At 47.8% G+C, this 25,152-nt stretch carries 28 protein-coding genes and 2 pseudogenes; 10 read left to right on the forward strand and 20 right to left on the reverse strand.

Annotated features, from left to right (window positions below):
- The first annotated feature begins 212 nt into the window (after positions 1-212).
- Genes TDIS_RS05915 through trpS form a run of 9 tightly spaced genes read left to right on the forward strand, consistent with a single transcriptional unit; the run spans position 213 to position 7,656 of the window.
- A complete protein-coding gene (locus TDIS_RS05915) occupies positions 213-788 on the forward strand; it encodes an HD domain-containing protein (RefSeq protein ID WP_068670328.1) in 576 nt (191 codons plus the stop codon).
- Positions 775-1,803, forward strand: coding sequence for a (Fe-S)-binding protein (locus TDIS_RS05920; RefSeq protein WP_068670330.1), 1,029 nt, complete (start codon positions 775-777; stop codon positions 1,801-1,803). Before TDIS_RS05915 ends, TDIS_RS05920 begins: the two co-directional genes overlap by 14 nt.
- Positions 1,796-2,725 carry a radical SAM protein gene (locus TDIS_RS05925; protein ID WP_068670332.1) on the forward strand — a complete coding sequence of 310 codons (930 nt, stop codon included), beginning with the start codon at positions 1,796-1,798 and terminating at the stop codon, positions 2,723-2,725. Before TDIS_RS05920 ends, TDIS_RS05925 begins: the two co-directional genes overlap by 8 nt.
- Complete coding sequence (locus TDIS_RS05930; RefSeq protein ID WP_068670334.1) at positions 2,722-3,366, forward strand: metallophosphoesterase family protein; 645 nt, start codon at positions 2,722-2,724, stop codon at positions 3,364-3,366. The genes TDIS_RS05925 and TDIS_RS05930 overlap by 4 nt, the downstream gene beginning before the upstream one ends.
- Positions 3,363-3,884 (forward strand): hypothetical protein, encoded by a 522-nt coding sequence (locus tag TDIS_RS05935; RefSeq protein WP_068670339.1) that lies wholly within the window; start codon positions 3,363-3,365, stop codon positions 3,882-3,884. The genes TDIS_RS05930 and TDIS_RS05935 overlap by 4 nt, the downstream gene beginning before the upstream one ends.
- Positions 3,884-4,774 (forward strand): site-specific tyrosine recombinase XerD, encoded by an 891-nt coding sequence (xerD, locus tag TDIS_RS05940; protein ID WP_068670341.1) that lies wholly within the window; start codon positions 3,884-3,886, stop codon positions 4,772-4,774. Before TDIS_RS05935 ends, xerD begins: the two co-directional genes overlap by 1 nt.
- Positions 4,686-5,990 carry a CCA tRNA nucleotidyltransferase gene (locus tag TDIS_RS05945; RefSeq protein ID WP_084270993.1) on the forward strand — a complete coding sequence of 435 codons (1,305 nt, stop codon included), beginning with the start codon at positions 4,686-4,688 and terminating at the stop codon, positions 5,988-5,990. The genes xerD and TDIS_RS05945 overlap by 89 nt, the downstream gene beginning before the upstream one ends.
- An 11-nt stretch (positions 5,991-6,001) precedes the next feature.
- Positions 6,002-6,649, forward strand: coding sequence for a site-2 protease family protein (locus TDIS_RS05950; RefSeq protein ID WP_153303786.1), 648 nt, complete (start codon positions 6,002-6,004; stop codon positions 6,647-6,649).
- 2 nt (positions 6,650-6,651) lie between these two features.
- Entirely contained in the window at positions 6,652-7,656 is a 1,005-nt protein-coding gene (trpS, locus tag TDIS_RS05955) for a tryptophan--tRNA ligase (protein ID WP_068670347.1), read from the forward strand.
- On the opposite strand, the gene sfsA is transcribed toward trpS, so the two are convergent.
- From sfsA to metK, 8 genes are read right to left on the reverse strand one after another with little or no spacing between them, the layout of a single operon-like run.
- The gene (sfsA, locus tag TDIS_RS05960; RefSeq protein WP_068670349.1) at positions 7,653-8,348 is read right to left on the reverse strand and encodes a DNA/RNA nuclease SfsA; all 696 of its coding nucleotides are present in this window, start codon (positions 8,346-8,348) and stop codon (positions 7,653-7,655) included. The two genes, trpS and sfsA, sit on opposite strands and share 4 nt — an antisense overlap.
- Positions 8,345-9,358, reverse strand: a complete 1,014-nt coding sequence (gene dprA, locus TDIS_RS05965; protein WP_068670351.1) for a DNA-processing protein DprA — start codon at positions 9,356-9,358, stop codon at positions 8,345-8,347. The genes sfsA and dprA overlap by 4 nt, the downstream gene beginning before the upstream one ends.
- Complete coding sequence (locus TDIS_RS05970; protein ID WP_068670353.1) at positions 9,348-9,980, reverse strand: ATP-binding protein; 633 nt, start codon at positions 9,978-9,980, stop codon at positions 9,348-9,350. Before TDIS_RS05970 ends, dprA begins: the two co-directional genes overlap by 11 nt.
- Before the next feature lie 54 nt (positions 9,981-10,034).
- A complete protein-coding gene (locus tag TDIS_RS05975) occupies positions 10,035-10,499 on the reverse strand; it encodes a chemotaxis protein CheX (RefSeq protein WP_068670355.1) in 465 nt (154 codons plus the stop codon).
- A complete protein-coding gene (locus tag TDIS_RS05980) occupies positions 10,483-10,869 on the reverse strand; it encodes a YkgJ family cysteine cluster protein (RefSeq protein WP_068670357.1) in 387 nt (128 codons plus the stop codon). The genes TDIS_RS05975 and TDIS_RS05980 overlap by 17 nt, the downstream gene beginning before the upstream one ends.
- On the reverse strand, positions 10,853-11,530 hold the full coding sequence (queC, locus tag TDIS_RS05985) for a 7-cyano-7-deazaguanine synthase QueC (RefSeq protein ID WP_068670359.1): 678 nt from the start codon (positions 11,528-11,530) through the stop codon (positions 10,853-10,855). Before queC ends, TDIS_RS05980 begins: the two co-directional genes overlap by 17 nt.
- Positions 11,530-12,786, reverse strand: coding sequence for an adenosylhomocysteinase (gene ahcY, locus TDIS_RS05990; RefSeq protein WP_068670361.1), 1,257 nt, complete (start codon positions 12,784-12,786; stop codon positions 11,530-11,532). Before ahcY ends, queC begins: the two co-directional genes overlap by 1 nt.
- A 9-nt stretch (positions 12,787-12,795) precedes the next feature.
- Positions 12,796-13,959 carry a methionine adenosyltransferase gene (metK, locus tag TDIS_RS05995; protein WP_068670363.1) on the reverse strand — a complete coding sequence of 388 codons (1,164 nt, stop codon included), beginning with the start codon at positions 13,957-13,959 and terminating at the stop codon, positions 12,796-12,798.
- A gap of 264 nt (positions 13,960-14,223) precedes the next feature.
- Here metK and pyk point away from each other — a divergent pair, with 264 nt between their 5' ends.
- The gene (pyk, locus tag TDIS_RS06000; protein WP_068670365.1) at positions 14,224-15,648 is read left to right on the forward strand and encodes a pyruvate kinase; all 1,425 of its coding nucleotides are present in this window, start codon (positions 14,224-14,226) and stop codon (positions 15,646-15,648) included.
- Positions 15,649-15,682: 34 nt separating this feature from the next.
- On the opposite strand, the gene cas2 is transcribed toward pyk, so the two are convergent.
- From cas2 to TDIS_RS11170, 12 genes and pseudogenes are all read right to left on the reverse strand, one after another.
- Positions 15,683-15,973: a CRISPR-associated endonuclease Cas2 gene (cas2, locus tag TDIS_RS06005; RefSeq protein WP_068670367.1), complete on the reverse strand. Its 291-nt coding sequence runs from the start codon at positions 15,971-15,973 to the stop codon at positions 15,683-15,685.
- A gap of 7 nt (positions 15,974-15,980) precedes the next feature.
- Positions 15,981-16,928: pseudogene (cas1, locus tag TDIS_RS11555) on the reverse strand (CRISPR-associated endonuclease Cas1); the annotation flags it as partial.
- Positions 16,929-17,597: 669 nt separating this feature from the next.
- A complete protein-coding gene (locus TDIS_RS06020) occupies positions 17,598-18,182 on the reverse strand; it encodes a hypothetical protein (RefSeq protein WP_153303784.1) in 585 nt (194 codons plus the stop codon).
- Positions 18,183-18,650: 468 nt separating this feature from the next.
- Positions 18,651-19,178 (reverse strand): hypothetical protein, encoded by a 528-nt coding sequence (locus TDIS_RS06025; RefSeq protein WP_068670375.1) that lies wholly within the window; start codon positions 19,176-19,178, stop codon positions 18,651-18,653.
- 9 nt (positions 19,179-19,187) lie between these two features.
- Positions 19,188-20,462, reverse strand: a complete 1,275-nt coding sequence (csx1, locus tag TDIS_RS06030) for a CRISPR-associated CARF protein Csx1 (RefSeq protein WP_068670376.1) — start codon at positions 20,460-20,462, stop codon at positions 19,188-19,190.
- 23 nt (positions 20,463-20,485) lie between these two features.
- Positions 20,486-21,604 (reverse strand): putative CRISPR-associated protein, encoded by a 1,119-nt coding sequence (locus TDIS_RS06035; protein ID WP_068670378.1) that lies wholly within the window; start codon positions 21,602-21,604, stop codon positions 20,486-20,488.
- Positions 21,597-22,037: a nucleotidyltransferase domain-containing protein gene (locus TDIS_RS06040; RefSeq protein ID WP_208595677.1), complete on the reverse strand. Its 441-nt coding sequence runs from the start codon at positions 22,035-22,037 to the stop codon at positions 21,597-21,599. Before TDIS_RS06040 ends, TDIS_RS06035 begins: the two co-directional genes overlap by 8 nt.
- Before the next feature lie 61 nt (positions 22,038-22,098).
- The gene (gene csm5, locus TDIS_RS06045; protein WP_161939489.1) at positions 22,099-23,322 is read right to left on the reverse strand and encodes a type III-A CRISPR-associated RAMP protein Csm5; all 1,224 of its coding nucleotides are present in this window, start codon (positions 23,320-23,322) and stop codon (positions 22,099-22,101) included.
- A gap of 5 nt (positions 23,323-23,327) precedes the next feature.
- On the reverse strand, positions 23,328-24,302 hold the full coding sequence (csm4, locus tag TDIS_RS06050; protein ID WP_068670381.1) for a type III-A CRISPR-associated RAMP protein Csm4: 975 nt from the start codon (positions 24,300-24,302) through the stop codon (positions 23,328-23,330).
- Positions 24,292-24,735 carry a putative toxin-antitoxin system toxin component, PIN family gene (locus TDIS_RS06055; protein ID WP_084270996.1) on the reverse strand — a complete coding sequence of 148 codons (444 nt, stop codon included), beginning with the start codon at positions 24,733-24,735 and terminating at the stop codon, positions 24,292-24,294. The genes csm4 and TDIS_RS06055 overlap by 11 nt, the downstream gene beginning before the upstream one ends.
- Complete coding sequence (locus TDIS_RS06060; RefSeq protein ID WP_068670382.1) at positions 24,725-24,964, reverse strand: hypothetical protein; 240 nt, start codon at positions 24,962-24,964, stop codon at positions 24,725-24,727. The genes TDIS_RS06055 and TDIS_RS06060 overlap by 11 nt, the downstream gene beginning before the upstream one ends.
- A gap of 1 nt (position 24,965) precedes the next feature.
- Positions 24,966-25,152, reverse strand: a pseudogene (locus TDIS_RS11170) (hypothetical protein); the annotation flags it as partial.

The raw sequence follows: 25,152 nt of genomic DNA on the forward strand, positions 1-25,152 counted from the left end.
CTTACCAAAAAATGGCCTTCAAGGCAAGAAGGCTTATTCTTATTTTATTTTGCAACTGGGACGACTACGCCGATAACGGCTATTATTTCCTCTTCTCTGAGACCCGCTTTTTCAAATCCCAAAGGGTCTTTTTCTCCGGATGGCTCTCCGTGACATTTGGCACACAAAAATTCAACTTTACAGGAGAGGCGTAAGCTTTTACTTTTAAAGCTATGAGTGCCTTCCATCGTTACGCCAAGGCCCTATTTGAGGCCGCTATGTTGAAACACCTAAAGCGCACGGGTTACGCCTATCTAGGTAGCGGCGAGGAGAGTGTAGCGGCTCACAGCTTTGGAGTGATCTTCTGTGCCTGGCTTCTGGCGGAACTTGTCCCAGAGGCTGATACCGAAAAGGTCATTAAAATGGCCATCCTGCACGATCTTGCTGAGGCCCGTATAGGAGATCTTAATTCTGTAAACAAACTCTATGATAGCGCGGACGAAAAAAGGGCCTTCCAGGATACCCTTTCCGGCCTACCTTTTGAGGAGGAAGGGAAACAACTCCTTGAAGAATATTTGGCTCAGAAAAGCCTTGAGGCCAGGCTGGCCCGGGATGCCGACCAACTTGATCTCATGATCATGCTCAAAGAGCAGAAGGATCTCGGTAACCCTTATGCGCCGCGGTGGCTGGCCTACGCCAAAAGACGCCTTAAGACCGAAAGCGGACGCCAGCTTGCCGAAGCCATCCTTGAGACCGACTGGGCTTCCTGGTGGCTCGATCAGTTTGTAGATCCGGATGAAAAGGCCTGAGCTCGCCCTTTGTAGTCGCTGTGGCCGATGTCTGGCAGTCTGTCCTACTTATGTGGCCACCCAACGAGAATTCTTTTCGCCACGGGGAAGGATTTTTCTCTTTGAGGCCGGCCTTTGGGAGCATCCGGCCCTGGAAACCTGTCTTGCCTGTGGAAACTGTGAAAACGCTTGCCCTAACCGGGTACCGCTTCCCGAACTTGTCTTTTTAAAAAAATTGGAAGATCCTTCTTCCTCAAAAATCCCTATTTCTAAAGGCCCTCTTCTTACCTGGCTTCCCAAAGAAGGGACGTTGCTTGACAAGCTCTGTACAGATCAGCTTCCGAAACGAGCTTCCCGGACGTTCAGTCAAAACCTAAAACTTCCAGAAAAGGGCGATGTTACCATCTTCCTTTCCTGTGGAGCGGAATACCTTTATCCCAAAGCCACCCACAAGCTGATCCTGTTTCTAAAAGGCATGGGATACTCGCCGGGAGTTACCAGACCTCTTTGTTGTGGGCTTCCGGCGGCCTCCATCGGAAGAAAAAAAGTATTCCTTGAGCAGTCCCGAAACACCCTTGAAGTCCTATCTCAGACCGAAGGCCCCATTCTTACCCTTTGCGCTTCTTGCCTGTGGATGTTCAAGAAAGTTTATCCCTTGGTCTTTTCAGATACCAAGGAAGAAAAAAAAGTCCATTCGGTAGCTCAACGTGTAGAGGAAGCCCTGAGCCACCTTAGCCCGAAGGTCTCTACTTGGCCTTTTCAAGTGGATGACTTAGCTATACACATTCCTTGCCATTTGAAAGAATTTAAACCCCAAATTTCGTTCCAAGGGTCTCAAATAAATCTTTGCTGCGGTTCTGTAACCCCTAAAAGGCTTCTTTTTGAAAACCAGCTTCCGAAACCATTTCTCGAAAAACTTATGGAACTCGGTCCTTCCCTTCTTGTCACCGCCTGTACGGGTTGTTATCTTAAATTGAGAAAACTTCTTAAAGTCCCTCCAGAAGTAAAGCATTGGGCGGAGTTGTTAAGTGTTTGAACCCTCGTACTTGAAACTAATCGAGTCCGGAGAGCTAGATCGTCGCATAAATGCCCTTTACGCCCGTATAAGTCCCTGTCTCCTTTGTCCTAACGAGTGCGGAGTGGATAGGCTTTCTGGAGAAAAGGGGCTATGTCAAGTGGGGGCTAGACCTATGGTTTCTAGTTACGGCCCACATTTCGGAGAGGAAGACCCCCTCGTAGGTTTCGGGGGCTCTGGTACCATCTTTTTCACCTACTGTAATATGGCCTGCGTGTACTGCCAGAACTGGGAGATAAGTCATCTCGGAGAGGGAGAAGAAATTTCCGTAGAAGACTTGGCCCGTATCATGTTGCTTCTTCAAGCCCGGGGCTGCCATAATATCAATCTAGTTACCCCTACCCATCAGATCCCCTTTATTGTGGAAGCGTTAAAACTTGCGGCCAAGGAGGGTTTAAGGCTTCCTTTGGTTTATAACTGTGGCGGCTATGAATCCGTAGAGACTTTGCGGCTTCTTGAAGATATCGTGGATATCTATATGCCGGATATCAAATATGCGGAAGAGAAGGTGGCCGCAAGACTCTCCAAGGTCACGGACTATCCGAGAAAGGCGAAAGAGGCCTTGAAGGAGATGCACCGTCAGGTGGGAGACCTAGTCATAGAGGATGGAGTAGCAGTAAGAGGGCTTCTGGTAAGACATCTAGTGCTTCCGGGGAATCTTTCCGGAACCAAAGAGGTCCTTTCTTTTATAGCCCAGGAAATATCGCCTGACACTTACGTAAATCTTATGGATCAATATCGTCCCTGCGGAGAAGCCTGGAAATATCCCCCGCTTGATCGATCTTTAAGCCAAGAGGAGTATGAAGAAGCCCTTAGGTTTGCTCGAGAGGTAGGGCTTAAACGCCTTGATGAACGACGTTCTCGCTTCGTCCTCGCAATATGAAGATATTTGCAGTCGGTGATGTCCACGGATGTGCGGAGGCACTGGAAGCCCTGCTTGATAGGCTTCCGGTGGAATGGGGAAAGGATTTGTTGATCTTTTTAGGGGATTATATAGATCGAGGGCCTTCTCCCAGAAAAGTGATCGAGATGGTGAAGAAACTCGTAACCGAATATCCTAACAAAGTGATAGCCCTTTCGGGAAACCATGAATGGATGTTTAAAAGATATCTTAAAGGTATAGAATCCGCGGTTTTTCTCTATAACGGAGGGGAGATCACTCTCAGAGACTACTTTGAACGGGGGAAACTTAACATCCCTGAGGAGGACTTAAACTTTCTAGAATCGCTTCCTCTGTATTATGAGACCAAGGATTTCTTTTTCGTGCATGCCGGTATTCGACCCGGAATTCCCTTTGATAAACAGGACGAGGAAGACCTTCTTTGGATCCGGGAAAGTTTTTATTACTATCCAGGAAAGTTCGAAAAAACTATAGTATTTGGACATACGCCTTTTCCAGAACCACTGGATCTTCCGGATAGGATAGGCATAGATACGGGTTGTGTTTACGGAGGAAAGCTCACGGCTGTTGAACTTCCAGCACGCAAATACTACCAGGTAGATTGTCTTAGGAGGTGGGTATGAGCGTAATCTTTGATGATTTTGATGACGATCATTACGCTAAGCGGCCTTCATGGCGCGAAATTGATCGCCTTAGAGATCGCAGTCTCCATGCCCGTTTACGTGAGAAAAGGGAAAGGGAAACGGCTCAAAAATCCATAAACCGTTCCTCCTGGCTCAAGGAAAAGTATCTCAAAGAAGTGGAAAAGCTTTTTGCCGGTAAAAAGGGCAAACCGGAGCATGAGAAGGCCTTAAAACGCCTTAAGAACGCCTACGGCACCCAGAGGTTTACCAAGGTGGCCCGGGAATATGTAAAGGCCTATGGCCTCCCTGAGGACTGGAACACCCTGCTCTTATTGCTCGAAGCCGGAGATGAGGCTATCGTCTGCGAGGCCATGGAAACCTTGGCCAAAGTGGCCCCGGAGAAGGGACCGCTTGAGCGCCAGGGTTTCCAAGCCAAGGTGAGAACTCTTAGTCTCATGAGCGAAAACGAGAAGATAAAGCGTACCGCTAGGAAAGTACTGGAGGAACTTTCCGCCTAATGCAAGCTGAAATTGTGGCCTTTCTGGAATACCTGACCCTAGAAAGGAATCTCTCCGAGAACACCCTGCAATCATATGCCCGGGATCTTGGGGATTTCAAAGAGTTTCTCGAAAAAGAAGGGATAGACGACCTCAAGGAAGTCTCGATAGAGACGATACTTCTCTTTCTAGAGAGCTTAAAAAGACGAAAGCTCTCTTCCTCAAGTGTGGCTCGAAAACTCTCGGCCTTGAGGAGTTTTTTTCGATTTCTTGAACTGGAGAAAGGTTTCACCAACAACCCTCTGCTTTTGGTAGAAAGCCCCAAACTCCCTCAGCGATTGCCCAAGGTACTTACTATAAATGAGGTCGAAAGGCTACTTTCCGCTCCTGACACTTCGACCCCCCGAGGTTTGAGAGACAAAGCCATGCTTGAGACCCTTTATGCTACCGGTCTTCGTGTCTCGGAACTGGTAGCCCTTACTTTCTCTCAGCTCAATCTTTCGGCAGGCTTCGTGCGAGTCTTTGGCAAAGGCTCCAAAGAGAGACTGGTCCCACTAGGAGACTTTGCCCGAGAATATCTGGAACGCTATATCCGGGAGGCTCGTCCTAAACTCCTTTCAGGACGCTCTGACCCTCCTCAGGTCTTCCTAAACCGCTACGGGAAACCCCTTACTCGACAGCGTTTCTGGCAGATTATCAAAGATTATGCCCGCAAAGTGGGTATAGATACCGAAATCTCCCCTCATGTTTTGCGGCATTCCTTCGCCACCCATCTACTTGAAGGAGGAGCGGATTTACGAGCTGTCCAGATGATGTTGGGGCATGCCAGTCTTTCCACCACGCAGATTTACACCCATCTTGATCTCAAAAATCTCCGAAAAATACATGAAAAACATCACCCTCGAGGCTAAGACCTTTCCTTTTAAGCGTTTCATTGTCTTTACAGGCTGGGCGGAAACCCTATCTAGGGCCGCGGAGATAGCTGAAGAACTCAAACTCGCAGTTTATGTAGTAGGCGGACCGGTCAGGGATTTTTTTTTGGAAAAACCCGTCAAGGACCTCGATCTCGTAGTAGAGGGTGAGGCTGAAGAATACGCTCGGGCCCTAAGCCGTGCCCTTTCTGGAGAAATCAAGGCTCGGTCTCCTTTCCTCACATATAAAATTGTTTTTCCCGGAGGAGAGTTGGATCTCGTAACCGCTCGCAAAGAGGTTTATCCCCGGCCGGCGGCCCTCCCAAAGGTCTCCCCGGGGAGCATCTCGGAGGACCTCTACCGTCGAGATTTCACCATAAACGCTATGGCTGTGGGACTTTCAGGGCCTTTCAAGGAAAAGCTCCTTGATCCCTTCGGAGGCCTCTTTGACCTCGAGAGCGGCCTTATACGGGTTCTTCATATGAATTCCTTTGTGGACGATCCTACTCGTATTTTTCGGGCCGCCCGTTATGCCGTGCGTTTCGAGTTCGATCTGGCTAAGGAAACTATAGGAGCCCTAGGAAGGGCCTGGACTCAGGATGCCTTAAATCTCCTTACCTCAGCTCGTATCCGTGGAGAACTCCTGCGCGTGCTCTCTGAGAGAGCTCCCGAAAGGGTTATTTTGTGTCTCGAGAGTCTAGGGGTACTCCAGGCTTTGGGTCTTCCTGAACCCCCCGCTTTCCTAGAAAAAAGCTTAAAAATCATGAATGAGAAGACCTCGGCCAAAGTCCTTCTGAAAGGTCTCATCCTAAGTTTAACTCGGGCTGAAGCGGCTCTTTCCCAAAAACTAGGACTTTCAGAAAAAGAAGCCCTGGAGTTTCAAGGCGAGTGGCTAAAATTGCAAGAACTTTTACCCAACATATTGGCCGCTACCAAACCTAGCCAAAGATTTAGGCTTCTTTCGGGTTTTTCTCTCCCTGTCCTCATAGCCACTGCAAGTGTTGAAAAGGACTTTGGAGAACGATTAAAGGAATTTTTGGCCTTAAAAGAAGTGAAACCTCATCTCACCGGAGAAGACCTCAAAGTTCTGGGCATCCCTCCCGGCCCTCAGATGAGGAAAATCCTACAAAATCTCCTTTATGCCCGTCTTGACGGAAAGGTTAGTAGCCGGGAAGAGGAACTAGCCTTGGTTGGCCGCCTATTGAAAAAATGTTAGATTTCGGATTTATGATCTTATCCCGTATCGGCGAATTTCTAATTATTCTCCCGGCCTTACTGGCAGCCATCGTGTTCCATGAGCTGGCTCACGGCTGGGTGGCCTGGCGCTTAGGAGATCCTACGGCCAAGGCCGCCGGACGCCTCAGCCTGAACCCCTTGAAACACATGGATCCTATAGGCACTTTGGTCCTGTTTCTGACTCAGGCCATAGGTTGGGCTAAACCCGTACCGGTAAATCCGACTTACTTTCGAAACCCCAGGCAGGATATGATGTTGGTAGGCCTGGCCGGTCCGGTAGCCAATTTCATTCTGGCTTTCGGCATGGCTTTCCTCTACCGAATCCTGCCGCATTTCCTCTCTGGTATGTATCCCCTTCTTGGTCCTCTCACCCTAGATTTTGGGAAGATTGTTTCAACCATGCTTTATATAGGAGTTCAAATCAACATAGGTTTAGCCCTATTCAACCTTCTTCCGATACCGCCTCTGGATGGGAGTCGTATTCTGGCTGGAATACTTCCTTCTCGTCTGGCCTATATCTACCTTCGCTATGAATATTTGGGTTTTATATTTCTGGTTGCTCTCGTCTTTACAGGCCTGGTCGGAAAAATTATACTCCCGGTGATTATAACTCTTACGAGGTTGTTTCTCGGAGGTTAGCGGTGGCCAAAAAAAGAGTGTTGAGCGGGATGCGTCCGACGGGACCTCTTCATTTGGGTCATCTTCATGGGGTTTTACAAAACTGGCTTCAGCTTCAGAAGGAATACGAGTGCTTTTACTTTGTAGCTGATTGGCATGCTCTGACTACGGAATACGAAAATCCTCGGCGCATTCCGAAAAATACCCGGGAACTGCTCCTAGAATGGCTTTCCGTAGGTCTTTCTCCGGAAAAAGCCACTCTTTTTGTACAGTCGGCCATCAAGGAACACGCGGAGCTCTACCTCCTCTTTGGAATGATCGTTCCGGTGCCCTGGCTTGAGCGCAATCCCACCTACAAGGAAATGCTTCAAAACTTGAAAAACAAGGACCTAACCACCTATGGTTTTCTGGGTTATCCGGTACTTCAGGCCGCGGATATTCTGATCTACAAAGCCGAAAAAGTGCCCGTAGGCGTGGATCAACTGCCGCATCTCGAACTCACTCGAGAGATCGCTCGCCGTTTCAACTACCTCTACGAGCGGGAGGTCTTCCCTCTACCGGAACCCATTCTCTCCCAAGAAGCCGCCAAGGTGCCAGGACTTGACGGTCGCAAGATGAGCAAGAGCTATGGTAACGCCATCTTTTTGAACGATTCCGAAGCAGAGGTCCAAAAGAAGATCCTTTACATGGTTACTGATACCGAAAGGCCTAGGAAGAGCGATCCAGGAGATCCGGAAAACCGCTGTGTAGCCTTTAACCTTATTAAGCTTTACACTCCGCAGGAAAGGATTCAGGAAATCATCGAAGACTGTAAAGCCGCCCGTCTGGGTTGCAAGGACTGTAAAAGAGAACTCGCCGAACGGGTGGTGGAGGCCTTAAGACCCATTTGGGATAAACGTGTTGAACTGGAGAAGCAAAAAGATCTTTTCGAAGAAATCGTTTCCGAAGGCAATCGCCGAGCCCGGGAAGTAGCCCAAACCACCCTAGAGGAGGCCAAAGAGATCCTTTGGGGAATCTCTTATTTTTAGGCTACAATCGGAATTTCGCGTAAAAACCGAATTGTTCTCCCGTCATAGCCTAGGACTAAGGCCTTGACAAGGAGACCTTTTGACAAGGCCGCTTTCAAAGCCCTGCTAAAAGCCGGTTGGATATCTTCGGCGGGTACAACTTTTCGAGCCTCCTTTCTGAAAACCAGAAAAAGCAAGCCGGCCCTGTGGCCACTTTCGAGAAGGCTTCTCAGCGTCTTGAGGTGCTTCAAGCCCCTTTCCGTAGGGGCATCCGGAAAGAGGGCCGTTTCCTCATGGGCCCAGGTAACCCCCTTGACTTCAAGATAAAGGTCGCCAGAGGAGGTCTTTAATAGAAAATCCAAGCGGCCCTCCCCTACTCCGGGCTCGGGATAAATTTCATAAAAGTCGCCAAAAGGTTTTAGTTTAAAAAGAAGGTTGGCCGTAATCTTTCGGTGATAACCCGAATGACAGAAACACCAGTAATCCCGAATACGAAAGGCCAAAAGATCCCAGCGGGTCTTCCTTCTAGGATTTTTGGCACGGGCCAGGAGGACCTCCCGTCCCGGAATGGCCAGATCTGGAAGTCTTCCGGGATCATGAAGATGAACTTCCTCCCGGATCCCTGGCCCCAATTCCACTACGGATAAAAATCGGTTAGGTCTTGAGATAAAAAGGCCTTTGGTATTCGCTGGAATTTCGAAGATCTCGCTCAATTCATCCTCTGAAAGAATTTTCCCGGAAGACTCTGGACGAGTCCCTTGAGTTCAAGGAGTAAAAGCAACTCCGAAAGCTCAGTAACCGGGAGCCCGGTTTCCGCTATCAGCTCATCAAAATGTTTGGGATTAACGGAAAGGACCCCAAGGAGCTTCTCTTCTGAAGGGGATAGCCCTACGACATTATCGTTTTTTTCTTCGTTAATTTCCCTAATTACACCTAAAACTTCAATAACATCTTTAGGAGAAGTAACCGGATAAGCACCCTCTCGGATAAGATAGTGTGTACCCTGGCTGGCTTCTGAGAACACGCTTCCTGGAACAGCCATTACTTCCCGACCTTGGTCAGCAGCCAATCTGGCGGTGATGAGGGAGCCACTCCTCTGGGCGGCCTCCACCACCAGTACACCTTTACTCATCCCGCTTATGATACGATTTCGCCGGGGAAAACGCCAACGCTCAGGTCTTGAACCGAAAGGAAACTCCGAAATCAAGGCCCCTCCCCGAGCCACGATTTTTTCCGCAAGCTTTCGGTTTTCATAAGGATAAATCCAATCCAGTCCGGAACCGAGAACCGCCACCGTATAGCCTTCGGCCGAAAGCGCTCCCCTATGGGCTTCAGTGTCTATCCCTAAGGCCAGCCCTGAAACGATCCCTAGACCGAGAGAGGCCAGCTCCTTGGCCCATTCAAAGGCCACCTTGCGCCCGTAAGGAGTGGGCTTGCGGGTTCCTACCATTGCAAGGTAGCAAGCCTCGGATTCCAATCTACCCTTAACATAAAGAAAGGCAGGGGGATCTTTTATTTCCTTGAGAATAGAAGGATACTCAGGGTCTTCGAAAAAAACTATTTTGGCACCTAATTTTGCGGCCTTCTGCCATTCTTCCCGTCCGCGAAGGACGGCTTCACCTTCAGAAACATTTGGTTCCTGGACTGCCAACTTGGCCATCGAGAGACTCTTACCAGTGAGGATCACAAAGCCGAGGAGAAAGAGCTTTTCTTCAGGAGACATCCGTTTTGAAAAGGACGCTTATCTCTCCGGAGCGGACCTTGACTTCGGCTTCCGGTGAAAGGGTTTCAGCCGCAACCTTAAGATATGGATTTTCCGGAGATATCACTTCTGGAAAAACCTTTACTTTCAATAAAACACCTTCAGGAATATGTTCACCTGAGAGGCTAAGCTTTACCCCTTTTTCCACCAGATCGAAGACCAGCGCAAAAAAGAGGGCACAAAGTCCAGCCCGCAAACGATTGGCTGGTATTTTGACTCTGAAGGGGCCCTTCTCAAAGTGAAAACTTTTCTCTACTTTATGTTTGAAGGTGAGTTCGGCTTCCCAGAAAGTTACCTCTCTTTCTATCATTTCCTTCAAATCCCAAGGGCCTTCAGATTCGTTTCCTAGTTCCGATTCCGCGGCCGAAAGAAGATCCACCAGGCGATAAACTTGTTTTTTCATGCGCACCAAATAATTCTCGAAAAGAGTTCGCACTTCTTCAGGCAAGTTTGCAAGCTTGAGATTGGTTTCAAGAAGTTCTATTTGCATGAGAATGGCCTGAACCGGTCCTCTAAGATTGTGTAAATAACCTTTAAAAAGGAGACCTAACGCGGTATTCCTTAACAAAAGAGATATGTCCATTAAAAATTTCCTAGCATAGTCCGATATTAAAAGTCAAGTGGTGGAAAGTTCTATTTAGATTTTGTCCAGACAAAACTCTACTACTAGGGGGTGACCTTCGAGCTCAAAAAGCAGAACCAAATGAGGGGACTTGCAAAGGGGGTGAATATGATGATCCTTCCCAGTAACAAGAGAGGGCGTGGAAGCCTTGAGGCTTACCCCCTGTTTTTCGAAGCGCCTCCTAAAGGCCCCGCAGATCATGTTGGCCATTTCTCCAGCCGCATCCACCACTTCATGATTGAGCTCCTGAGGCGCGCTTCCGAAAAGAGCGGACACGATTCTGAAAAGGACCTCCTTGGAAAAAGAAACTATGAAGACCCCTTTTACCTTCTCGCCTGTAAGACCGGCAACCGCCGAAACCTCTCCGAAAGAGACCTCATTATCTCTAAGAAATTGTTTCTTGAAGACTGGCTCCGCCCCAGTATAAGTTACGATAACTTCTCTTACTGATTCCTTTAAGGCCTCAACTAAAGGATTCATTCTTCTTTAAATACTCCTTCATCTCCTCCCAAGAAATTCCCTCTTCGAACCCAGGACAAGTGCTCTTTATAATCTCAAAACTCTCAACATCTTTCAAGATACTAGGATGAAGAGGCCATTCGCGACAGCGATCAGGCTTTACCGGATGGACTCGGCAGAGACCTTCTTTTTCGTCATAAAAAATACAGTGTCCATTTATAGTTTTCATTTCGATACGTTTGTCCTTCCTTACTGCATACCTTTTCAAAAAGTCATCCTTTGAAAGCCCTAGATAAACAGCCATGCGCTCAATTTCTTCCGGCAAGAGCGAAACCGTGCTTTCTCCCTGACAGCAAAAACCGCAACGTTTACATTCAAAGACTTTCTTCATAGGGGATGGGGTCCTCTAATCCAGCTTCGGAAAAGGCCTTGAGCCTCAACCTACAGGACTCACAACGTCCGCAAGCCACCTTTTCGTTCTGGTAACAGGACCAAGTGAGATGAAACGGGGCTCCTAACTGGACCCCCAGTCTAACGATTTCGGGCTTAGTTAGGTTTATAAGCGGGGTCTCTATTCTGATATGGGTTTCAGGACGGGTCCCCTCCTCGATGGTCCGCTCAAAGGCATCGAAAAAACTTCGGCGACAGTCTGGGTAGCCTGAAAAGTCTACTTGATTGGCCCCTATAAAGATTTTTTCGGCTCCGATAACCTCAGCCCAAGAGACGGCCACACAGAGAAAATGGGCATTTCTGAAGGGCACATAAGTTATAGGAATACGTTCAGGATCGGGCTCCTCTTCCGGGACCGAAAGTTTGGTATCTGTAAGGGCCGACCCTCCGATGGCTTTAAGGGCCGGCACCTCGGTCACCAGACGAAACTTCGGCCTAAAGTGTTCACACAAGTCAAAGAAGGCCTTTTCCTCCCGGGACTCAGTACGTTGGCCGTATTTTACATGTAGAAAGGCCACGTCGTGCTCTTGGGCGGCCACCGCAGCCGTTACACAAGAATCAAGACCGCCCGAAACGAGAACCACCGCCAGAGGTCTCTTCATCAGGTCCCCATTTCCCAGGAAGAAAGATATTTCTCTTGTTCGGGTGTCAGACGATCGATCCGAATCCCCATCGAGGAAAGCTTCATCTCCGCCACTCGGCGGTCAATATCCTGCGGAACAACATAAACCTGCGGTTTGAGCTCTTTAGCATGTTTGGCCAAATAAGCACAACACAGGGCCTGATTGGCGAAGCTCATGTCCATGACCGCCGAAGGATGCCCCTCCGCAGCCGCAAGATTCACCAGTCGGCCCTCAGCTAACACATAAATCCTTCGACCATTGGTCAAAGTATATTCCTGCACCTGATCCCTTATCTGGCGAACTTCTTTAGAAACTTCTTTCAGACCGTCGAGATCTAACTCTACATTGAAGTGCCCGGAGTTGGCCACAATGGCTCCGTCCTTCATCCGCAGAAAGTGTTCCTTCCGGATGACCGCTATGTCTCCGGTAACAGTGCAGAAAAAGTCTCCTTTCTCGGCGGCCTCTTCCATAGGCATAACCTCAAAACCGTCCATCACGGCCTCAAGCGCCCTTAAGGGGTCCACCTCGGTCACGATCACCCTGGCTCCCATGCCACGGGCCCGCATAGCTAAACCCCTACCGCACCAGCCATAACCCGCTACCACAAAAACCGAACCGGCAAGCAGTCTATTGGTGGCCCTCAAAATCCCATCAATGGTGGACTGTCCCGTGCCGTAGCGGTTGTCAAAAAGATGCTTGGTAAGGGCGTCATTTACTGCAATCACTGGATATTTCAGGGCTCCGTCCCGGGCCATAGCTCGCAGACGGATAACTCCGGTAGTAGTTTCCTCGGTTCCTCCCAAAACCTCTTTAGCCTGCTCCGGACGCTCGGCATGAAGGGTAGAGATCAGATCCGCTCCGTCATCCATGGTGATATGCGGATGGGTGTCAAGCACGGCCTTAATATGGGCATAATAGGTATCCCGGTCCTCTCCACGGATAGCAAATACCGGGATGCCGAAATTCTTCACCAGAGAGGCTGCCACGTCATCTTGAGTGGAAAGTGGATTGGAGGCACAGAGGGTCACTTCGGCCCCCCCGGCCTTAAGCACCACCATCAAATTGGCCGTTTCCGTGGTGACGTGCAAACAGGCCCCGATTCGAAGACCAGAAAGGGGCTTCTCCTTTTCGAATTCTTCTTTAAGACGAGAAAGGACTGGCATATCACGGCCAGCCCACTCGATCCTGAGGCGCCCCTTTTCCGCAAGCGAGGGATCCTTAATATCAAAATTCATCTCTGCCTCCTATTTTTCGAAACCTGCAAGCTCTTTGATCTTTTCTACCATATCCAGACGTTCCCAGGTGAAATCCGGATCCGGACGTCCAAAGTGCCCGTAACAGGCAGTTTTCCGGAAGATCGGCCGACGCATATTGAGATATTCAATCATTTCTCGCGGACGAAAATCGAATAGTTCTTTTATGATTTCAACGATCCTTTCTATCGGTATGGTATTAGTACCATAAGTCTGTACATTTATGGCCAGAGGCTCTGGGACCCCAATAGCATAAGCCACCTGCACCTCAAGTTCCCGGGCCACACCGGCGGCCACCATATTCTTGGCCACGTAGCGCGCATAATAAGAAGGAGTGCGGTCCACCTTGGTAGGATCTTTACCTGAGAAAGCTCCTCCTCCGTGATGTCCCCGACCGCCATAGGTATCTACAATGATCTTACGGCCTGTCATACCGCAGTCCGCAAGGGGACCTCCGATCACAAAGCGTCCGGTAGTATTCACCAAAAACTTGGTTTCGGAAGTAAGATGTTCCGGTGCCACCACCTTTTTGATAACCTCCTCTACGATGGCCTCCTTGAGCTCTTTGTATTCAACCCAAGGTTCATGCTGGGCCGCAACCACCACCGTGTGGACTGCTACCGGCCTCCGATCTTCGTATTGAATCGTGACTTGAGTCTTCCCATCAGGTCGCAGAAAAGGAAGGATGCCCTTCTTCCTCACTTCGGCCAAACGCATGGCCAAACGATGAGCATACCAGATAGGCATAGGCATATAATCGGGGGTCTCATCGCAGGCGTAGCCGAACATAAGGCCTTGGTCTCCGGCCCCGATTTCCTCGCCCCGGTCAACCCCCATGGCAATGTCCGGACTCTGACGATCGATACTGGTTAGAACTGCACAAGTCTGCCAGTCAAAACCGAGATCCGAGTGATTGTAACCGATCTCTTTGACTACCCCGCGGGCAATGGTGGCGTAGTCCACCCGGGCCTCGGTGGTAATCTCTCCGGCGATAAGGATCATACCGGTATTGACCAAGGTCTCACAGGCCACCCTGGCATAAGGGTCCTTTTCCAAGATAGCATCCAAGATAGCGTCTGAAATTTGATCCGCAACTTTATCGGGATGACCTTCCGTAACCGATTCAGAGGTAAAAAGAAAATTGGAGAGCCCCATTCCTTGACCTCCTTTTAGATCTCAGGGTTTACCTAAACCGGATTTAGGAAGATTTGTCAAGCAAATAAACAAATAAAAAATGGCGTCCCCGGCGGGATTCGAACCCTAAAATATCCTATATTTCGTACAGATTTTGCAAGAAAGTCAAAGAAATGTCAAGTCCGCATGGAAAAATTCCCGAGAAAAAGATATAAATAATTCTTGACCTTAATGAAAGATCCGGTGTAGACCATACAAAAGTGGTCGAAAAACACGGGGGCCCTGATGAAGAAAGAACCTCCCAAAACTAAGATTATCGGCACCATCGGGCCGGCCTCAGCCTCCCGAAAGGTCCTCCAGCAGATGATCCAGGCGGGGATGAGTATTGCCCGCCTCAATCTCGCTCACGGAACCCCCGAACTTCACGAACAATACATCGCCCTGGTGCGGGCTGCGGCCCGGACGGCAGGACGAAAGGTGGCCATCATGGCCGATCTTCCCGGCCCCAAGATCCGGGTAGGTGTCCTTCCAGAGGAACCCCTGGAACTCAAAAAGGGAGCCCGGATCTTCCTAGTTCCTCACGAGCGCACTAACGATCCCCGGACCATCCCCATACCCCTACCCGGTCTTCTGGAGATCCTGCGCCCTAAACATTCCGTCTATCTCAACGACGGTCTCATCCAGCTCATGGTGGAGGAGGTCCTGCGGGATAAGGCCCGGGCCAGGGTGGTCGTGGGAGGGGAACTCTTTTCGCACAAGGGGGTAAACTTCCCGGGAATAGATCTGGGGCTTTCCGCCTTCACCGAGGAGGATCAGCGCCTCATGTCTTTTGCCCTGGCCCACGGGGTTGAGGCCATAAGTCTTTCCTTTGTGGAAGGCCCGGAAGAAATACGCAAAGCCCGGGAATACGCCCGCTCTCTTGGATATTCTCCGTTTATCATCGCCAAGATCGAACGCGCCCAGGCAGTGAAAAACTTTTCCGCCATCCTGGAAGAGGCCGACGGGATCATGATCGCCCGCGGAGATCTGGGAGTCGAGATTCCCATCGAGGAGATAGCCGTGGTTCAAAAGTCCCTCATAGAAAAGGCTGCTCTTGCCGGAAAGGTGGTCATCACCGCCACGCAGATGCTTAAGTCCATGACGCACAATCGGCGCCCCACCCGGGCCGAGGTCACGGACGTGGCCAATGCCATCCTGGATGGAACGGACTGTCTCATGCTTTCCGAAGAAACCGCCGCCGGGCTCTATCCCGTGGAAGCGGTAAAGATGATGGCCAAAATCGCCATAGTGACCGAGAAGGAAAGGAAATACTTCCCGGTTCGCGAAAACCTCCTGGCCTCTTTTCACAAGGGAAAGATCAGCCTGGATGATGTCCTTTCGCTGGATGTTTTTACCACCGTGGAGCATCTGAAGGTCAAGGCGATAATCATTCCCACCGATACCGGGGCTACGGCCAGGAAGGTGGCCCGCTTTCGTCTACCGGTCTGGATCTACGCCTTTAGCCCCCACGAATCCACCTGTGAGCGTTTGCTCTTTTATTACGGAGTGAGACCGGCCCTTCTTACCGAAAGTCTCAGCGATTGGCAGGGGTTTGCTCTCCACTGGTTACGAAAGAACATCCTCAAAGAAGGACTCGTCGTCTCCCTGCAACGCACCTTCCTCGGCTCCCACAAGACTTACCGCCTGGAACTAATCGAAGTGGAAAATTGAAGGCGTCCCGCGATGGCCTTGAATTCCGCTTTTTTCAAAAAATCATATGATCTCCTTCGGGAAGACGGGTATGTTTACCATACCCCAGATGGATTACTGGGTGCCGACAGGTCTCGCAGAGACGGTAATAACGTACTTTATCCTCCAGAGCATCAATGATCCCTTCCACCGCTTGGCGCATGACCACAAACTCTTCGGGCGTTAAACGGCATTCAAAAACGCTGTAGAGGACCCGAATCCCGAAGTCCTCCATTACGCGGGCTACTTTTCTCAGCCTTTTCTCGTCGGCAATGTCGTAGCAGACCAGGTAATAGTTTCCGCTCACAGGATCAATTCCTCCTCGGGTTCCTCTGCGAAATATACCGGGCCGGAGAATTCAAGATTCTTGAGACACTTCCGGCAGAGGCGGTAGATCCGCACCCGATCCTCCGTGCGCTTGATGAAATCCGCAAGCCAGGAAATAACCTCCTCCAGTTCCTTCTGCGTGAGCCAGCACTCGAACACGCTCTTCTGAACCGGTTTTCCATAGTCCTTCAGGAATTTGTGAACCCTCTGTACCGGACGCCATTCCTCCATGAGATCCAGCACCAGGGAAGGTTTTCCGTAATCCGGGGCGTGCAGGAAACCCAGATAGGGGTCGAGCCCTGCGGTTTCCACCAGGCTCCAGATCCGGGAAAGGAGCAGGGTGTAACCTAGGGAAAGCAGGGGTTTACAGGATCCCTAGGTGGGCGGCGGGTACGTTCCCGGAATTCAAAACCGGAGCGTTTTGAAAGTATTCCCAGCCCTTCGAAATAATGCCGGGAGGCCATGCCCTCGAGACCCAAGATCTCGTCAATATCTTTGGCCTTTTCAAGTTCGGTAAGAACGCGTTTAAGGTGAAATATCGGACCTTCCAGGGCCGTTTCCCCTAGCCTTCGTTTCTGACGGGCCAGGTATTCCCGCTGATTGTGAATTTTTCCGTGTACGAAAGCCCTGGCCAGTTCGAGCCGTTTCCACAGGTTATGGAAGCTCTGAAACTGGCTTAACCGCAGTTCTATGTTCTTCCCGAGCGGAGGCGAAAGTTTGTCGAGATATTTTCCGGAAAGGGTGAGGAAGTGAACCTCTATTCCGCGTTTGAGCAAGGCCTGGAGGGCCGGGGCAGTAAAGTTTACCCTCCCGAAGACCACCACCTGATCCACTTCCGCTAGCCTGACCTCCTTTTTCTTCTGACCGATTTCCAGCTTGAGCCTTTCTCCTTCCCGCGAGACCTTTAACCCCTGTTCGGTGAGATAAAGGATCATTTTTATCCCCCATCATCATTAAAGGTCGCAATCCCTTCTTAGTGAGGGAAAGTTTTCTCATACATCGAGGATATGAAAGTCGCTCAGCAATTCGCTCGTATGTCGCAATCCCTTCTTAGAGAGGGAAAGTTTTCTCACTTGCCCTTGAATTTCTAGATGTTTCCACGGCTCTAGGGTCGCAATCCCTTCTTAGTGAGGGAAAGTTTTCTCACTCTTACCGCTTTGATGTCAAAACCGTTTAGGAGGTGAAACCAGTCGCAATCCCTTCTTAGTGAGGGAAGGTTTTCTCACACTCCTATAGCTGAAGGTAAGCCTGGCTATGTTCTTACTGAGTCGCAATCCCTTCTTAGTGAGGGAAAGTTTTCTCACTGCATATTTTATAACTTAAGAATCTACAGTATCTTTTAAAGCCGTAAATGATAAGGATTGAAAATGAATGTTTAAAAAAGTGGCTCCCCCGATATCTTCGCTGGGGGAGCCACAACATAACAGCCCATAAAATCGTCCAAAATAGATACTGGCAATCCTTTACTTAAAAGCACCCTAAAAATGACGATATCAAGCAGGCTTATGAATCCCTCACCAAAAAGGGCACCCTTATCGCCAGTTTTTCAAAGAGCTGAATCCTCTTATCCTTTAAAATCAAAAATTTTCGGAAGTGTAAAGGGGCTATGCGGATCGAGGGCGAACGATAATTTCCTCGCCCTCTAAGGAGAAAATATAATCTCCGACCCGAAGTCTTTGGGGATTTCTTCGGAAATGTCTCCGAAGCTCGTGTTCCACATACCGGAGCCTCTCGCGCAGGTGAAGGTAAACCCGTCCCAATTCTGCAGGACGACTATAGTGAAGGGTGAGACGGTCCTCTAAAGTAGGCACCAGTTCGGGATCTATGTGAAGCAGGGGTGAGGGATAGCGTCCCTTCAAAGCCTCTCCGAAAACGCATCCGCAGGGACGATCCAGAACAAAATCCCGAAACCACATCTCAAGCTTGGCGCAACTTATGGGATTCCTGGGTATTCCCTCGAGCATTCTTTCTATTCTGTGATAGCTATAATCCGGCGTGCCGGAAAGGATGTGGTGCAACAGCTCACGGCCATTCCTTAGAAAACCCACCGAGAGCATTACGACCAGTTTTTCCTCCCGAGAAAGATGTTTTCCGGCCTCGGCTCGCCGGAAAACAAAGTCCAGTACCGGACACGCCCGGCGAAGCTTTAATAATTCAGGAGGATCTTTCCGGGAGACAGATACCGGCATGGATTTTCGGCAAAAACTTTTTAAGGTTTCAAAAGGTAGTTCAAAGCCCTTCTCCCGCCAACCTACACCCTCGCCCCTGGTTCCAATTTCGTAGGAATGAAATATTCCTTCACTGGGAAAGGGGAGTCTTTCTTTCAGCGTCTCAAAAAATCGCCTGACCCAGAGGAAATAAATCGGCTCGGAGAAAAAGAACCACAACCGGTAGCGAAACGGGCTAACCCGTTCCAGCGCACCCTCAAGCCCCCACCCCCAGGCACCACACCGAAAGGGCCTCCCGCTTCACAGCTTCAGCCTTAATGGCCAGTAAGCCTCGATTGCGCCGGTTTCGGTCAAGCTCTCGCTCCGGAAGGGCTATAACGAAATAAGCCCCGTGAAGTTTGTTTTCTTCAGTAAGAGGGAAGTAGATGAGATAGGTCCGCCCCAGAAGGTGCTGTGAAAGTTTTTCCAGAGAAGGGGCTCCCTCTTTGATTACCAGAGCCGTCTTTCCGTAAGAGGTAAGATGTAACTCGGCATGAAGGGGTCTTCCACGAAAAAGTCTTCTAAGGGGCTCAGTTCCCGAGGACCGAGATTTGGAGGATAATAGCGCAACGGAGTCTCGGTAGAAACGCTCTCAAGAGGGCCGGCCACCACGGCGGCCGCTCCGGGACGGCCGAGTTCCAAGAACACCCGGGCCAGCTTTTGCCGCACGGTTTGCGAATCGGCCAGGCGCAGAACCCGCTGAAATAGCGTGGCCGCCCGACGAAGTTCCCCAAGTTCGTAGGCCACTTCGGCCCGGGCCAGGAGATAGCGGGACTGATCGGGATCGCGCGAGATGGCAAGATCGTAACACTCCGCCGCCTGGGGCTTTAACCCCAAGGTTTCACAGAGAGCACCCCACCGGAAGTACTCCTCGGCGGTCTGCCCGGGACGGAGACGGTGACGGAGGATCAAATCGCGGGCCTTGCCGTCTTGACCTTCGGAAAGGAATTTTTTGGCCTGATCAAGAAATTTGTTCACGAATAGGCTTTATCTTAGAGATTTTAAGATAAAATTCTGTACATTATTCTTTTTTTCCTTTGAATATCTTATCTTCAAGCCTTCTTCCGTTTGACGGAGTTCGACGGCGTTCTTTTCCAGACCTCCATGAGCAAAAAAGTTTCTCGGATTTGGAGAATCTGGTTTCCGGCCCTCAATTTCAGCTAAAAGTTTCCAGTCGAAAGGAAAACCTTTAATACTTTTTAAATTATGCATTTCCGTCCCCAGAATACTTCGGAAAATATTATTTTTCCAAAAGACCTTTTTGGCGATGCTTTCAAGTTTATGTAGAAAAATCTCCTCTTGGCGGGTCTCTAAAAGATTCTCCTTTTCAAAAAACTTCAGCAAAAGCCAGACCAAGGTTAAAACCCGAAATAGAGGAGTTAAACGCGCCCGACGCGTGAGGCGAAGACGGCCTCCTTCTTTGCGGATCTTTATTTCTTTCTCGTAAATGTTCAGGGCCTCTTTTAAGTGAGAAAAAACTTCTTCCGCGGGAACGAAGAAGGTGGTCAGCATTAGGGGCAAGCCGTAAACCATCCCTCCTAAAAAAGTCAAGATTTCTTTAAGCCGGGGTTTCCCTACAACTTTTAATTTTTGTCCATTTTCGTCTACCACCAGCTTCTCAAAAAACCGGGAGCTTACATTTACCTCATACGGACTAAGCGCAGGGAAACGCGGAAGTTCTTCTATTTCCTCCACCACATGAAGGGTGAGAACAGTTTCGGGACCGCCGGAGACGAAAGGATCGGCATTATAGGCCACAAATTTTATCGGGGCAAAAAAGCTTACTACCTGAAGGATTTCCTTTACCGCTCGATAAGTGAGGACCGGCATAAAGTTAAGGCCGTGGGTAAGGTCGAGGTGAACTTCTTTGAAATCGCTTTCATTAAGAAGTCTGGCCAATTCATAGAGGAGGCGGTAATAGTAATCCAAAACCTCTCCCTCAAAAACGCCGTTTTTGAAATATCCCGTTCCGGGAAGGACCAAAATATCTATTTTCGTTTTGTCCAAGGGAATATGGCAATCTTTCAGAAAATTAAAGATTTTGTCCCTTACCGCGGCCTTTGCCTCGGCGTAGTTCGTATTTTCGCGTAGAGAGTCCTTATCCACCAGGGAATCCGCTACCAGGATCACTATGTATTCGGGGTTTAGTGCCTCAAGGAGGACCTTAAGAGAAGTTTTGGATACGGATTCCACTTCCCCGAAACGATAGGTAACCTCATTCCAGCCAAAAGGATTTCCCCAGGGGGCGATGAGGAGTTTCATGGTTCAAACCTCTAGCTTTTGCATCACAAGTGTTTTTCCAGCTTCTTTATCTCAAAGCGTTTATGGCCATGACAAACGCCAAAAATGCGGCGAGCATCCCGATCGCTCCAGGCATAAATTTCGTGGGTGCAGTCGGAAACGGGTTTACCTTTCAAAGGGTGACAGTTGAGGGATCCGGGATTGTGATGCCCTTCTCGCTCCAGGTGTAGGGCCAGCTCATCCATCCGTTTGTTGATTTCATAACATCGATCAGGCGGCAAATCGTTTACATCTTTTGCAAATTCTTCAGAAAAAGTGATACGCTCCGAAGGCGGCTCCCAGAACCTCTCTTGGTAAATTTTCTGCTTGCACTGCTGCCAGATGAGCTCACCCCACGGGGAAAGCGTAATCTCTTCCCCCAGAAGCAATAAAAAAGAATCGGGGATTGGACGACAAACATCGGGCTTTACTGGAAGCCCCAGGGCCAGCCGCCGCCAAACCGTAAGGTTTTTCCTGATGGAAGGCAAAACATCCAAGACCAGGGGCAAACGCGGAATGCGTAAAAGCTCCTCGCTTGTTTCAAAAATATAGACCGCTTCATCCGCGTAAAATTGGGAAAGCGTTTGCAAAATACCCTGAATGCTTTTGAATCCTCCGGTTAAATTAAAAATTATCCTAAAACCTTTATCCTTATAGCCGGGGAGACTCTCATGTAAACGGCGGACAAGCTCGCTTACCGCACAGTGAAAGTTATCAAGGCTGTCGGTGCGAAGACCGGCAATGTCATCCCAAACCTGGACGTTTGTAACTCCCTGATACCGCAACCAGGTCTCCACCATACGGGCCGTTTCCCTTCCGAGCCAGGTATCCGTGGCAATAAGAATATGTATGTCCTTTGATCCTGAGGAAATATTTCTCTGATAAATCCTGAATATTCCGTTTATTTCGGCGGAAATTCCGGATGCTTCCTCCGGGGAAAGTTGAAGCAAAAGTTCTCTCCGTTCCTTGAGGTGCTTTTTGAGTAATTCCCCTTCGGGACCAGAGATCGGCTCCGGGTTGTTTGCGTGTTTAAAAATCAAGGGACGCAATTTATTATCGACTCTATTGGTCAAGATACTGGTCCCACAGGGAGATAAGATGAGTTTTGTTCTTTTTTTACTCATAGAGGGACACTTTTAGCGTAAATTTTTGAACAAAAGGGTTCCTCTTTAGTTCTTCCCGGGTGTAACCAAAAAGATCACAGGGAAGCCCCACTTCGGCAAAATAGTCAAGGTAAGGGCGTTCGGGAAACGGTCCTTCGGCCCTGTTAAGCACCAACAAGATAACTGCATCGCTTCCGGGGATGGCCCTGCCTTCGGCAAGGGAGCCGAAAAGGCGTACCTCTTCCACCTCTTCGTGATCTCCAAGGAGCCTGCGTGCGGCCTCCCTGAGTCTGCGCAGGACTTCTTCACAATGGAGCCAAAATATCTTTACAGAACCGTATGATTTCTCCTGCACCACGGACGGCTTCACGGGCGTCCTACCTTTCATTTCCCAAGCGGCGTTTTCGAGATCTTTTTCGGCTTGTCTTAACCAATCAGCGCTTCTTTCAGGCATCACCGCCTCTTGACCACCAGTCTGAAGCGTGGATTTTTGGCTAGGGAGGAAAGGTTCACTTTTACAAAACTTTTAACTTTAAGCTATCTTTTTCCTCAGCAATAATTACTTTTTCCTGGCCTTTAGCAGCAATAGTTTCTCCAATTTCGAACCATTTAACCCAGCCAAGAGGCCAAAATTTATTTTGTTGAATTTTCACCAGTCTTCGACTTTTAGGAGCCATAATCTTTCCTCGATCGTGCCGGAGACGATTCCTGATTTTCTGCCGTAACTCTTCAGGAAGCAACATAAAAATGGTGGTGCTGAGCAGTCCTCCGCCCCAACCCAGCCGAAACATTTTTCCCGGATAGGGCTTTGCGTAATAATTAGTGGGACCATTACTAAACACCTTTCTTTCGTAATTCCAGAAATCTCTAAAAAATTCCTGAAGCGTAATCAAAAATTCTTCTATAGTTTTAGGATAAATATCAAAAGGTATTTGCGGGGAGACGTTTTTCTGGAAGTGAGAAAGTAATGTCCGGTCAAGAAGAAGTTCTAATTCGTAAAGGTAGCCCTTTGGCAAAGCCTCCACAAATAAAGGCCTTTCTTTAGGAAAAAATTTTCCTCTATGCCAGGAAAATATTTGAACTTCAAAAAGTCCGGTAGTTCGCTGAAATAAGGACTTGACATCTCTAATTTTTAAAATTCGTAAGTAGTCCGTATGAGGATCGTTAGTCTGCTCATTTAATCTGAAATTTTGTAGCCAGAAATTTATAATTTTCTTGAAGGGCTCTCTTTTTGAAATTTGATTTTGGCGTAGCACTTGATATATCTTATTCAGTAATTTATTTTCGAAAACTTCGGAATCTTCGTATTTTATCTGTTTCAGAATTCTATAAAGTAAAGCCGTCCGGAAAACACCTTTTATACTCGAAGCCGGAATAAAAGGAATACCAAAAGCATCCCTTATTTGAGATTTAAATTGCTTAAAAGAGCGATTAGTTTTCAGTTCTATTTTTGAGTAAGATATATTAGAGACTAAATTTTCGTCAATATTTTCTATATATTTCTTAAGAAACTCAACAATGTTTGGTTTTTCTCCTTGTAGCGCCCATGAAACAAATTCATTTATTAGGTTTTTATTGGCTAAAAATTTACTAAATTTATTTTCGGAAAGAAAATAAACATGATTTTCTACTTTTAAGTATTCAAAAGGCCCGACAAAGAGATTTCTATTACTAATATGGAGGGGAGTGTCAATTTGTAAAGCTATCTTCTTTCTTTCCACTATTTTATTTTCAACCATTTTCATCAAAATGGAATGGTTAAAGCTAATCCATAGCGATATATCTTATGAGACAAACTTCCTAAAGTTACATCTTCAGGGGTAATATCTACTATAGTTCCGTTAAAACTCTCTTTGAGAACCGAACCCTCCTTTAAAAAGCGTATTCCCTTTCGTTTTAGAGGAAGAGCTATACGGCCGGAGGTTATCCATCCTCTGGAAATGCCGATTTTGTAAGCTTCAAGCCCGTTTTCTAATCTCGGGATCTCTTCCCCGGAAGGGATAAGCCGAGAAATAAGCACCTTGCAAGGACTTGAGTGGCTTAGCAATTCTTCAAATTGTTTTTTAAGCTCTTCCTCCGGTTCTTCTACCTCAAAAACTCCGCAACCGTAGGTCCTTTCCCCTCCCAATCCGATTTCCCCTAAAAGGGCAAGACCTTTCATAAAAAGGTTTACGCCTTCCTGATTTCCAACCACCACTCCCCAAAGTCCCCCTTCTTTCGCATATTGGATATATCCTTCGTGAAAGAGATTGCTTTCCAGACCTTCTCTATCCAGAGCTACACGGGGGCGAATAATTCTTTTATATGCCCGTTGATAACGTTCTTTCTGGATAGTGTAAGCAGTCTCAATTATTGAAGAAGAAACTTCTCCTTTTAACCATTCTTTATAAAGATTTAAAGGTACCCAGTCCGTCTTTTTGAAGATCTTGAAAATATTAGACCGTTCTTCCTTGGCAGGCACAGCGAAATGAGGCTTAGGAAGAAAATAGCAGGTTTGATAATATATAAACAGGCTTGATATTCGAAACGGGGGACTTTTTAAAAATTTCTCGCATATTTCGGAAGCCTTTTCTATTCCCCAGAAAGCGCTTACCGCATTTAGCCAAGCCGAAAACAAAGTATCCGACCCTACCCACTCGGAAACACTTTCTAAATCTATTCCAGTCTCCCCGAAATGCGTAAATCCTTTAAATTTCAACTTGAAAATTTTATATTTCATAACCAACTTTTATCATCAATTCTTGAGTAGAGATTACATCCTCAAACCCTTTTTCCTTTAAACCTTTGAATAGTTTTTTATCTCCAGTCCATAGAAGCGCTTTAAGCTCTATAGCCAAAGCTACAAACGGAGTATCGCTTTCGTCTATCTCTTTACAGAGTTGCCAAGCTTTTTGATAAGCTTCTTTAGAAATATATCTTTCATTTACAAATTCGATCTCTTTTATGATTTGATGTACAAAATATTCTAATTGCTCAGGTTCAAATTTAGTATGTTTTATAATCTTACTTTTAAGACTCAGCAACTCTGTAATAGCAGAATTGCAGGAGAAAAGATCAAAAATTTGTGATGTTATTATTTGTCGTATGTGACCTGTTGCTGACAATAAAGCCGAAAATATTATATTGGTATCCACTACAATTTTAATCTTCACTTAATATGCCTTTCTCTATTAAAATTTTCTTTCCTTCTTTTTCCCACCATGCTCTTTTAGCCTGATCAGCTAAATCATTTATCTCTTTTTCTGATAATTTTATTTGTGTTGCTATTTCTTCCATTTCTAAACGCTTTAACAACTGTCTGATTACCTCCTTGGGAACAGTTTTGGGTATTTCTATAATAAAACTCTCTGCATTTTCTTTAAATTTAATATTTAAAGACATTTTAACCTCCAGAATTTTTAAATTTTTGATGAATATTTTCTATAATTCTACCAAACTCTTTCAGTTCAACTTTTTCATGGTTTTCTATTTGAAGTTCCTTAACTTCACCGTTTTCAAATTTTTTTCCGGTAATTTTTATATCGTGGATTTTTACCTGGCCGTAACCCCTAGAGCCGTGTCCCCCCAGA

Origin of the sequence: Thermosulfurimonas dismutans (assembly GCF_001652585.1) — a bacterium.
GTDB lineage: Bacteria > Desulfobacterota > Thermodesulfobacteria > Thermodesulfobacteriales > Thermodesulfobacteriaceae > Thermosulfurimonas > Thermosulfurimonas dismutans.